General features: G+C 59.5%; 13 protein-coding genes. 2 read left to right on the plus strand and 11 right to left on the minus strand.

Annotated elements, in window-relative coordinates; translation table 11 throughout:
- On the minus strand, positions 1 to 181 hold a 181-nt coding region (locus H4Q31_RS20965; protein WP_221626935.1), incomplete at its 3' end, for a YutD-like domain-containing protein.
- Between the two features lie 71 nt (positions 182 to 252).
- The gene (gene lipA, locus H4Q31_RS20970; RefSeq protein ID WP_185181017.1) at positions 253 to 1,137 is read right to left on the minus strand and encodes a lipoyl synthase; all 885 of its coding nucleotides are present in this window, start codon (positions 1,135 to 1,137) and stop codon (positions 253 to 255) included.
- A gap of 165 nt (positions 1,138 to 1,302) precedes the next feature.
- Between lipA and H4Q31_RS20975 the strand changes: the two genes are divergently transcribed.
- The gene (locus H4Q31_RS20975; protein WP_185181027.1) at positions 1,303 to 2,292 is read left to right on the plus strand and encodes a M23 family metallopeptidase; all 990 of its coding nucleotides are present in this window, start codon (positions 1,303 to 1,305) and stop codon (positions 2,290 to 2,292) included.
- 32 nt (positions 2,293 to 2,324) lie between these two features.
- On the opposite strand, the gene rbsK is transcribed toward H4Q31_RS20975, so the two are convergent.
- The 6 genes from rbsK to yunB all read right to left on the minus strand — a co-directional run bounded on the left by rbsK (position 2,325) and on the right by yunB (position 7,261).
- Positions 2,325 to 3,239: a ribokinase gene (rbsK, locus tag H4Q31_RS20980; RefSeq protein ID WP_185181018.1), complete on the minus strand. Its 915-nt coding sequence runs from the start codon at positions 3,237 to 3,239 to the stop codon at positions 2,325 to 2,327.
- 80 nt (positions 3,240 to 3,319) lie between these two features.
- The gene (locus H4Q31_RS21715; RefSeq protein WP_260440189.1) at positions 3,320 to 3,445 is read right to left on the minus strand and encodes a hypothetical protein; all 126 of its coding nucleotides are present in this window, start codon (positions 3,443 to 3,445) and stop codon (positions 3,320 to 3,322) included.
- Between the two features lie 313 nt (positions 3,446 to 3,758).
- Positions 3,759 to 4,517 carry a 2-dehydro-3-deoxy-D-gluconate 5-dehydrogenase KduD gene (gene kduD, locus H4Q31_RS20985; RefSeq protein WP_185181019.1) on the minus strand — a complete coding sequence of 253 codons (759 nt, stop codon included), beginning with the start codon at positions 4,515 to 4,517 and terminating at the stop codon, positions 3,759 to 3,761.
- Entirely contained in the window at positions 4,501 to 5,259 is a 759-nt protein-coding gene (locus H4Q31_RS20990) for a DeoR/GlpR family DNA-binding transcription regulator (RefSeq protein ID WP_185181020.1), read from the minus strand. The genes kduD and H4Q31_RS20990 overlap by 17 nt, the downstream gene beginning before the upstream one ends.
- 41 nt (positions 5,260 to 5,300) lie before the next feature.
- Entirely contained in the window at positions 5,301 to 6,131 is an 831-nt protein-coding gene (gene kduI / locus H4Q31_RS20995) for a 5-dehydro-4-deoxy-D-glucuronate isomerase (protein ID WP_185181021.1), read from the minus strand.
- Positions 6,132 to 6,322: 191 nt separating this feature from the next.
- A complete protein-coding gene (gene yunB, locus H4Q31_RS21000; protein WP_185181022.1) occupies positions 6,323 to 7,261 on the minus strand; it encodes a sporulation protein YunB in 939 nt (312 codons plus the stop codon).
- Positions 7,262 to 7,650: 389 nt separating this feature from the next.
- On the opposite strand from yunB, the gene H4Q31_RS21005 reads away from it, so the two are divergent.
- A complete protein-coding gene (locus H4Q31_RS21005) occupies positions 7,651 to 8,130 on the plus strand; it encodes a C40 family peptidase (protein ID WP_185181023.1) in 480 nt (159 codons plus the stop codon).
- Positions 8,131 to 8,229: 99 nt separating this feature from the next.
- Here H4Q31_RS21005 and H4Q31_RS21010 read toward each other — a convergent pair whose 3' ends face one another.
- The 3 genes from H4Q31_RS21010 to H4Q31_RS21020 form a co-directional block, all read right to left on the minus strand.
- Positions 8,230 to 8,760: a YceI family protein gene (locus tag H4Q31_RS21010; RefSeq protein ID WP_185181024.1), complete on the minus strand. Its 531-nt coding sequence runs from the start codon at positions 8,758 to 8,760 to the stop codon at positions 8,230 to 8,232.
- Between the two features lie 183 nt (positions 8,761 to 8,943).
- Positions 8,944 to 9,219, minus strand: a complete 276-nt coding sequence (locus tag H4Q31_RS21015) for a Fe-S cluster assembly protein HesB (protein ID WP_185181025.1) — start codon at positions 9,217 to 9,219, stop codon at positions 8,944 to 8,946.
- Positions 9,220 to 9,285: 66 nt separating this feature from the next.
- A partial coding sequence (locus tag H4Q31_RS21020) for a glycoside hydrolase family 43 protein (RefSeq protein ID WP_185181026.1) occupies positions 9,286 to 10,019 on the minus strand: 734 nt, incomplete at its 5' end.

Raw genomic sequence — 10,019 nt, forward strand, 5'->3', positions numbered from 1 at the left:
CTACAACCAGCTTCGGCTGCTGATCCTTGTAGAAGCCTCGCAGCCGAAGCTGGTTGTAGCCCCAATCCCCCACTACGTAGTCGTAACGTTCCAGCACTTCGCTGAACCGCTCGCGAAACGCCTCGGGGTTCCAACCGTTCTTGTGTTCATGCACGAGCGTATATGTGTTGCCACCTGCCATGTAAATCACGAATGGTTCTCCTCCCGAACGCTCGCCTGATCTGTATCTTCAGACTTGGTATTAAAGGCCGCTCACACCGAAGCGTGCGCCGCCGCGGATTGCACTTGCTCATGCGCGTGATACGAGCTGCGGACGAGCGGAGCCGACTCCACGTGGGAGAACCCCTTCGCCAAGCCGTCCTTCTTCAGTTGCGCGAATTCATCCGGATGTACGTAGCGCACGATGTTGATATGCGACTTCGAAGGCTGCAAGTATTGGCCCAGCGTCAGAATGTTGCAATCAACCTCGCGCAGATCGTCCATCGTCTGATGAACCTCTTCGATCGTCTCGCCGAGGCCGAGCATAATGCTCGACTTCGTCGGAATGTCCGGCGCCATCTCCTTCGCCCTGCGAAGCAGCTCCATCGTGCGGCTGTACTTTGCCTTGGCGCGCACGCGGTCCGACAGCCGCGCAACCGTCTCTACGTTATGATTCAGAATGTCGGGCTTCGCGTCCATGACCGTCTGCAGCGCATCCCAATTCCCGAGGAAGTCGGGAATGAGCACTTCGACGCTGCAGAGCGGCAGCTTCTCGCGAATCGCCTTGATCGTCGCCGCGAATACCTGCGCCCCGCCGTCCTTCAAGTCATCGCGCGCGACCGACGTCACGACGCAGTGGCGCAGATTCATCTGAACCGCCGCTTCCGCGACGCGTTCCGGCTCCTGCAGGTCAAGCTCCGTCGGCAGTCCCGTCTTCACCGCGCAGAACCGGCACGCCCTCGTGCAGATGTCGCCCAGAATCATGAACGTCGCCGTCCGGTTCGCCCAGCATTCGTAAATATTCGGGCAGCGAGCCTCTTCGCATACCGTATGGAGCGTCTTGCTCCGCATCATATCTTTAATTTCGTGATAATTGTCCCCGGTCGTTAACTTAATTCGAAGCCAATCGGGCTTCGGAGGTCTGACATTCGTCGTCAATTCGATTCCCCCCGCTTCAGTCCCCTTTATTATAACAGGTTTCACATAAAAACCAATGATCTGCAAAACCTACCCTTATATGTAGAAGGAGGGGTGTCGGTGCGCAAGCAATGGAGGAAAGGGAACGTCCTGCGGCGATTGCGGCTCTTGGCCGCCGTCCTATTGATGCTTCAACTGGCGATACCGGACGCCGCCGCTTCGCCGAATTCGAATCAAGCCTCCAAGGGCAAGGAAGAGGCGGAGCTTCAGAAGCTTCAGGAATTGTACAAGAGAGTCAGCCTTATGACCGGGCTGTCCTGGCAGGCGGTAGCCGGCCTCGAGAGGTACGAGCGCACGTTGTCGCGCGCCCATCCGAAGACGCGTCCTATCCGCAAGGACGCGTTGGTCGGCATTTACGTGCCGCCGGAGAAGTGGAGCGGCGAGCTCAACCCCGACACGGAAGATACGAATCCGGTCTCCATTAAGGTTTTCCAAGGCGTCGGAAGGGATGGTTCGGGAGATAAGCGCGCGGATCGGAACAACGATCTTGATCTGCTGTATTCCGTCGCGCATCAGGTGCGTCTACAAGGAACGTCTCCCGACGACTTCGCGATCGGCTTATGGAACTACTACCATAATACCCGCGCGGTACAGCGCATTCTGCAATTCACGAAGATCTACGAGACGTTCGGCAAGCTGAACTTAAGCCGGCACGTCTTCCCGCTTCCGGTCGGCACCGATTATTCGTACCGCAGCACGTGGGGCAACAGCCGGGGCTGGGGCGGGTCCCGCATTCACGAGGGGACCGACATCTTCGCGGATTACGGCGTGCCCGTCCGCAGCACTTCTTACGGCGTCGTCGAGGTGAAGGGCTGGAACCCGTACGGCGGCTGGCGGATCGGCATTCGCGACCTGGACAACCTGTACCATTATTACGCCCACCTATCCGGCTTCTCCAAGAGCCTGAACGTCTCAGACGTCGTCCAACCGGGGCAGGTCATCGGCTGGGTCGGGAGTTCCGGCTACGGCAAACCCGGCACGCAAGGGAAGTTCCCTCCGCATCTGCATTACGGCGTCTACCGGGACCGCGGCCTCGTGGAGTGGGCGTTCGATCCCTATCCTATGCTCCGCAGATGGGAACGAAGCGAGTTGAAGGCGTTAAAGGTCCACAAGTAATCTCGCTCGAAAAGGTGTTGTTGCCCCCGCGCCTACCCTTGTTCCGCCAGGAAAGACTCAATCTCCCGCCGCGTCGGGATGGAAGCCTGCGCTCCCTCGCGCGTCACCGCGATGGCCGATGCGGCCGTCGCGAACCGCAGTGCGGCCGGCGTATCCAGCCCCTGCGCGCCGGCTGCGACGAACGCGCCGATGAACGTATCGCCAGCCGCGGTCGTATCGACCGCTCGCACCCGGAAGCTCGGCGTGAAGATGGGCTGGCCGTCCCCTTCGAGGTACAGCGAGCCTTTGGCGCCGAGCGTCACGAGCACGCTTCGCGCGCCGCGGCTAAGCAGCTCGCGCCCGGCGCGCGCCGCATCTTGTTGGCTTGCGACCTCGATGCCGCTGAGGCCGGCCGCCTCCGTCTCGTTGACGACGAGCAGATCGATCAGCGGATACGCATCCGCGGGAATCTGGCGAACCGGGGCCGGGTTGTAGACGACTTTCGCCCGCTCCGAACGGCTGGCCTGCATCACGTGCAGGTTCGTCTCCCACGGAATCTCGTTCTGCAGCACAATCACATCGGCATCTGCCAGTTGCTTCGCCGGTACATCCTCCGGACGCAGCTTCCCGTTGCTGCCTTCGGACAGAATGATCTGATTCTCGCCGGCATCCGACACCGTAATGAACGCGAGCCCCGATGTGCCGGGCTTGCGAACGACGCTCCCGGTCGCGACGCCGCGCTCGCTCAGCGAGCTTAGCAGCGGCTCCGCGAAGGAATCTTCGCCGACTGCGCCGATCATCGTCACGTCGCCGCCGGCGAGCGAAGCCGCCACCGCTTGGTTCGCGCCTTTGCCGCCCGGCAAATAGTCGACCCCGCGGCCGTGGATCGTCTCCCCCGGCTTGGGGAACTCCTTCACATGATTCACCAGGTCCATGTTAATGCTGCCTGCTACAATAATCCGACTCATGCGGTACGTTCGCTCCTGTCTATGTGGCTTATTCTTCTAATCATCGCCGGATTTGTTCCAATAAGCAAGTGCCCGCGGCTTCAGGGAATGACGCGAACCGTCAGCCCATCCGCATACGTCCGCCCCTCCACATGCATCAGCCCATCCGCATACGTCCGCCCCTCCACATGCGTCAGCCCATCCGCAGCTGAATTGCATTTCTGCACTTAGCTCATCCGCCAAGAGACTTTCCTATACATCTAATTGCAAATCTGCATTTAGATCAACTCGCTGAAGCCGAATCGGCCCTGTTGCCCGCAAATAAGTGTATGCTGTACAACTAGCACCTTGCATAAACGAATTTATCGATTAAATAACTGCTCATTTACACTTAGCGCGGCGAACTCGGGGCGCACCCGCTCCCCTTCCACTCCGCATGCCAAAAGAAGGAGCCTGCCGCAGCAGACTCCTTCCGATTCGTTGCTCGCGGACCGATCGGCGGCAATTGCCGCCGAACCGCCGCCTCTCTCCAGCGATGGCCTAACGCACCATCCAACCGCCGTCGACGCAGAGCACGTGCCCGCTCACGTAATCCGACGCGCTTGACGCCAGGAACACCGCAGCTCCAACCAAGTCCTGATCCGATCCCCAGCGTCCCGCCGGAATCCGCTCGAGAATTTGCCGGCTGCGAACGGGGTCGCCCCGCAGCGCCTCCGTATTGTCGGTAGCCATGTAACCCGGAGCGATCGCGTTCACCTGCACGCCCTTCAGCGCCCATTCATTCGCCAGCGCCTTGGTCAGACCAGCCACCGCGTGCTTGCTCGCCGTGTAGCCCGGCACGTTGATGCCCCCTTGGAAGGAGAGCATGGAAGCGATGTTGATGATCTTGCCCGAGCCCTGCTCGATCATCTGTCTGCCTGCCAGCTGGCTCAGGGTGAATACAGAGTTGAGATTGACGTCCAGCACTTCCTGCCAATCCTCGTACGCGTGATCGGCGGCTGGCGTACGCCGGATAATGCCCGCGTTGTTCACCAGAATGTCGAGTCGTTCGAATTCGCCGACCGCGCTGTCGATCAGGCCGGCCAGCCGCGACCGGTCGCCGACGTCCGCCTGCAGCACGATCGCCTTGCGGCCGGCGGCTTCGATTCGCCGCTTCGTCTCGTCCGCCGGCGTCCGGTTCGTCACCAGCACGACATCCGCCCCAGCCTCTGCCAATCCTACGGCGATGGCTTGTCCAAGGCCGCGGCCTGCGCCGGTTACAAGCGCGGTTTTTCCCGTTAAGTCAAAGAGCCCTCTCAATCTTCACCGAACTCCCTTCGTAGCGCCGGACCATCTCGTCATCCAGTCCCGCGTCGGTAATGAGCACATCCACTTCTTCAAGCGAGGCGAAGGTCAACAGCGCCGCGCGGTCGAACTTCGTGTGATCCGCCACGCAGTACACTTCCTTCGCGCTTGCCAAATAAGCCTTCTTCAGATCGATCAGTTCGTCCGTGAACACGGTCAGTCCATACTTGTCATGTATGCCCGTAGCCGACAGGAACAGCTTCTGCACGTTCAGCTTCTTCAGCCAATCGAGCGCTTCGTTGCCGATCAGCACATTGCGCTGGCGGTAACCGCCCGGCACGACGAGGCGGATCCGGTCCTTAGCGATCAGCTCCTGCATGATGAGCAGATCGTTGGTCAGCACCGTGAGCGGCTCGTTCGGCAGCAGCTTCGCGATCGCCAGCGTCGTGCTACCGGCATCGAGCGCGATGACGTCGCCCGGCTCGATGTACTTGAGCGCTTGCCGGGCAATCGCCTCCTTCTCGACCGGATGTTTGGTGTTCGGAATCTGGAGAGGGAGCAGCGGCTCCGTCTCTTCCTCGCGCGCGACCGCGCCTCCGTGCGTTCGGCGAAGCAGCCCCTTCTCCTCCAGCTTCTCCAGATCCTCGCGGATCGTCTTCGGCGTCACTCCGAAGCGCTCGCTCAGTTCGGACACTTGAACGGCTCCCTCAGCGAGCAGTTGGTCCAGAATGAGCTGATGTCGTGCGGCAGCTAGCATGTCGCGGCGTTCCTCCTCGTTGCCTCTTCTATCGGTTTATTCTACTTCAATTCGGCGGGAGGAACGATATCCTGGTCCTTGAACGTGTAGTTCTCGCCGGCCATCGCCCAGATGAACGTGTAATTGCTCGTGCCGACGCCCGAGTGGATCGACCATGACGGCGAGATGATCGCTTGCTCGTTGGCGACGACCAGATGGCGGGTCTCGCTGGGCTCGCCCATCATGTGGAACACACGAGCGTCTTCGGCCAGGTCGAAGTAGAGATACGCTTCCATGCGGCGGTCGTGGAGATGGGACGGCATCGTGTTCCAGACGCTACCCGGCTTCAGCACCGTGATGCCCATCATCAGCTGGCAGGAGTTGATGCCGCCTTCATGGATGATTTGGTTCAGCTCGCGCTCATTGGAGGTTGCCTGGGAGCCGAGGTACAGCGTGTTCGCTTCCTGAATCGACACCTTGCGGGTCGGGTACGTCGCATGCGCCAGCGCGGAGCAGAAGTACAGCTTCGCTGGATTGGCGGCATCCTTGCTCGCCAGTTGCAGGTCGCGCACGCCCATGCCGACGAACAGCGTGTCCAGCTTGCTCAGCTCGTAACGCTCTCCGCAGGCTGTCACGACGGCGTCGCCGCCGATGTTGACGAAGCCGATCTCGCGGCGCTCGAGGAAGAAGCCGGTCTTCAGCGTATCCGGCGCTTCGAGCGTCAGGGCAGTCTCGGCCGGCTGCGCGCCGCCGATCACCATGCGGTCCTCATGCGTGTACACCATGTGCACCTGACCGGCTTCGAACAACTTCTCGACGAGGAAGTGCTCCCTCAGGCGGGCGGTGTCGTAGTGCTTCGCGTCTGACGGATGTACGGAATGACGAATTTCCATGTCGGATTGCCTCCTCAAATTCGTTTGTTTTGGTTTGTTTTGATTATATCACACACAAACGAACAAATTCGAACTTTTTTCTGTGCTAAGAGAGGCTGAGACGAGGCCGCCGTAAGCCCTCGCGCGGAGCTTACGGCGCTACAGTGCGCCTTCGCACGCTCCCGAAGCCCTCGCGCGGGGCTTACGGCGCTTCAATGGGCCGCGTTGCCAGAGGATGCCGCCGACGGATCGGCAATCGTCGGCGCCTGGTTCGGCAGCGCCAGCGTCGGCGCTTGCGCGGCTCCGCTGCCGACCGGATTGCCCCTGCCGTCGTAATAGTAGGTCGGGACATCTCCGACGACCATCAGATAGGAGAGCGGTATCTCCGTCTCGAGCGTGGTCGGCTCCTGATCGAATGGGATAAGAACGGCGATCGATGTCTTAATGTGCGCGTATACCTCGATCTGCACGTTGTTAATACCCAAGTTCGTCTGCCTCGTCCGCACCTCGACCTGCACGGCGCTGGCCGGATGGAACCGCACCGCCACGCTCGGCCCGATCGAGGAGATGAACGGGCTGTTCAACGCGTGCCCGATCGGAATGCGCTCATACAGCTCCGACTGCTCCTCCAGCGTGCGCTTCACCACTTCAATCGTCTCTGCCGTCACCTGCATCTGCTCCTTGTAGTCAATCAGGAATCCGGTAACCTTCCCGGCTTCGTTCGTCTGCCATTGGATCATGCGGCTGCTGTCCGCATCGCTCGCGACATTGTCCATGATCGCCTGATTGACCGCTTCCGTCGCGATCTGGGTAATTCGGACTTTGGCGAGGAACATGAGCGGATCGCGCAAATATTTGTCTAGGAAATAAACGGATTGGATCGTCGCTAGCACAAAGATCAGCAGCATGATCAGCCAGAAGTGCCTGCGCTTCATCCGCCGGCGCGGACGCACGACCCAGCCTTGCGGCTGCGGCGAGTAAGCCGCCGGCCGCAGCGGTCGCCTGCGCTTGCGCGCGACGAAGCCGCCGCTGCGCGCAGCGGGCGCCTGCAGGCGCGGCGACCATCTGCGAGCGGCGCGGAATCCCCTGCTCTTGGCCGGAGGATTCCACTTCCAGCGTATCGCCGGCGGCTTGCCCCATCTGCGTCTCATGAGCGTCCCCCCTACTGATCTGTCTTGCTTATTCGCCGGGCGCATGCCCGGGAAGGCGAGTCCTCCTCTCAATTTATGCGGCTAAGAGGATTGGCAGAATAAAGCAGCTATTGGGACAAGTCCTATTTTCCAACCCATTCGGCTTCCGCCGCTCTTCAGATCACCCACTATTTAGGAGAACAAACGGCTATAGACCTAATCCGAAGGTGTTGCCCCCTCTAGATATAAGGTCGATAGTCCCAAATCGCCATGTCTTATCCACAGCACTCAATTTGTGGGTTTCCGCTACCTTTTTTCCCAAATTACCACTAAAGATTTTGAAAGGTGAAATGTAGTAAAGTTACTGTTGGACTCTGATCCACTAATAGGCAAAAGGAAGTGTGGCTGTCATGAAGAAACTGCTCGCAGCGTCGGCTATCGCCTTGTCGATCGCATGCACCGCTACGGTTGTCGCCGTGCCAACCCCCGCCTCCGCTCAGGAAATATACGCGACCAACGGGCATCTCACGGTAAATATCGCCACATCGTACATAGGCAAAGTCACCTATAAATTCGGCGTTCGGAATCCGAGCAGGCTGACCTTCGACTGCTCCTCGTTCACGCAGTACGTCTTCGCCAAACGCGGCATCTCCATTCCGTGGGGATCAAGCGCGCAGACGAGATTCGGCACCCGCGTGCCGAGCAAGTCGCAGCTTGCCATCGGCGACCTCGTCATGTTCAGCGTGAACACCCCGGGGAAGATCAATCACGTCGGCATCTATATCGGCAACGGGCAGTTCATCAGCAACGTGCCGAGCAAGGGCGTCTCGATTGACAGCCTGCGTACCGGCTATTGGGCGTCGCGTTACATTACGGGCAGACATTATTAATTCAGGCTTATTCGTGAAAATGCAGCAAAAAAACCTCCGATTCCACTAAGGGATCGGAGGTTTTTGGCCATCTAGGCGCGTGGTTGCTGCCTTAGCCGTTTAGGCTTTAGCCGCTTCGATCTCGATCGAGATCTTCACTTCGTCGCCGATCAGCACGCCGCCCGTCTCCAGAGCTGCGTTGTAGGTCAGGCCGTAATCGCTGCGCTTAATGCTGCCGGTTGCGCTGAAGCCAACCTTCTCGTTGCCCCAAGGATCCTTGCCGATGCCTTCGAACGATACGTCGAACGTCTCGGGACGAGTGACGCCATGGAGCGTCACATCGCCGGTTACAGCATATTCGCCGTCGCCCTTGCTTACGATCTTAGTAGCCGTGAACAGCAGCTTCGGGTGATTCTCGACGTCGAAGAAGTCAGCCGACTTCAGGTGGCCGTCGCGGTCGCCATTGCGGGTATCGATGCTGGACAGATCGATCTGAACGGCGATATCAGCGGTCGTCAGGTCCTCCGGATCGGCGGCGATTTGCGCCTCGAAGCTGTGGAACGAGCCTTTGACCTTCGCGATCATCATGTGCTTAACCGAGAAATCAATCGCGCTGTGGGATACGTCTACTGCCCAGTTGGACTTTGCCATTGGTCATTTCCTCCTGTTCGTTACTTACAATAATAAATTAAATAACTTTAGTGAATTATCTTAAATTCAATATAATCGATATGTGAGCCATTGTCAACGAGAAAAAAAAGAACGCCCCATTACTTCTGCAAGTAACGAGACGTTCTGGAAGTTATGCGGTTGTTGCCTTACTGGATTAGCTAATTAGCCGACTTGGAACACGATGTCGCCGTTCTGGCAATCGACCGTTAATTTGCGCTGATCGAGAAACCAAATATCCTTGTTCTCCATATAGAAAGCGAGACGATTGTCCTCCACCATAACGGCGGGGTCGATCGGTTCATCCTTCATAATGCCGAAGCCATACGGCTCCGTTCCTCCGCTGATATACCGAACGAAGATGCGGATGCGCTCGCCATCCCGGTAGCCCCACTCCTGCCGGAAGCAAGACCAAGCAGCTTGCGATACGACCAATTCCATGGCGGCTTCCCCCTGTTCTGCATGCAGCGATCCATGTACCCTCATTATAGTAGGAAGCCGATTCGATCACAAGGTGCCGAGCACTTGGATTCGCCCGCCGCGCTCCTCAATCTCCAGGAAGATCGGCCGCTCATCCGGCGTGCGGTTCGGCGTATGAATGGCCAGCGCGAGGCGGCCGTCCAATGTGCGGAACACCATGCCATGCCCGCCGTCGCTCCGGTAGAGCGGCTCCGGCTGGTGCGTCCACGGCCCCAGAACGCCGCCGGATGCCGAACGGGCAGCACCGAGCGCGTATCGGCCTTCGATGAAGCTCGCCCACAGCATGTACAGGCTGCCCGATTCGCCGCGGAACAGGTACGGTCCGTCTGTGACATAGTTGACCGTATCCGGGCAGCGCGGCGAATGGAATGGCGTCGCCCAAGGCGCATCCGACGCCTTGAACAGCGTCGCCGGCTCGCCAGCAGACGCCTGCAAGCCGGCGGTCAGCCGCATGGCGCATACTTCGCCGTCCGCGATCTGCTGCCACTCGTGGCAGAACACCATCCACGGATCGCCGGCTTCGTCGATATGCAGCGTGCCGTCCAGCGAGCTCCAATCCTTCGGCGTGACGGGGCCGCTGCTGTGCAGCACGAACGGCCCGAGCGGGCTGGCGGAAGCGAGAACGGCGGTGCCGAGCAGGTTGTTGTCCTTGCGCCTGAACGTCGCGAACATGTAGCAGCGCCCTTCGTGCGCATAGACCTCCGGAGCCCAGAAGTTAGTGTCGGAGAAGAAGCCGGCTTCGGGACGGAACACCGGATGCG

The sequence above is a fragment of the Cohnella lubricantis genome (assembly GCF_014212015.1).
Classification (GTDB): Bacteria; Bacillota; Bacilli; order Paenibacillales; family Paenibacillaceae; genus Cohnella; species Cohnella lubricantis.

Bases quoted from the DNA above. Each gene is read 5' to 3' on its own strand.
- H4Q31_RS20975 (WP_185181027.1), top strand. From the start codon at position 1,303: ATGCTTCAACTGGCGATACCGGACGCCGCCGCTTCGCCGAATTCGAAT.
- rbsK (WP_185181018.1), bottom strand. From the start codon at position 3,239: ATGAGTCGGATTATTGTAGCAGGCAGCATTAACATGGACCTGGTGAAT.
- H4Q31_RS20990 (WP_185181020.1), bottom strand. From the start codon at position 5,259: ATGCTAGCTGCCGCACGACATCAGCTCATTCTGGACCAACTGCTCGCT.
- kduI (WP_185181021.1), bottom strand. From the start codon at position 6,131: ATGGAAATTCGTCATTCCGTACATCCGTCAGACGCGAAGCACTACGAC.
- yunB (WP_185181022.1), bottom strand. From the start codon at position 7,261: ATGAGACGCAGATGGGGCAAGCCGCCGGCGATACGCTGGAAGTGGAAT.
- H4Q31_RS21005 (WP_185181023.1), top strand. From the start codon at position 7,651: ATGAAGAAACTGCTCGCAGCGTCGGCTATCGCCTTGTCGATCGCATGC.
- H4Q31_RS21010 (WP_185181024.1), bottom strand. From the start codon at position 8,760: ATGGCAAAGTCCAACTGGGCAGTAGACGTATCCCACAGCGCGATTGAT.
- H4Q31_RS21015 (WP_185181025.1), bottom strand. From the start codon at position 9,219: ATGGAATTGGTCGTATCGCAAGCTGCTTGGTCTTGCTTCCGGCAGGAG.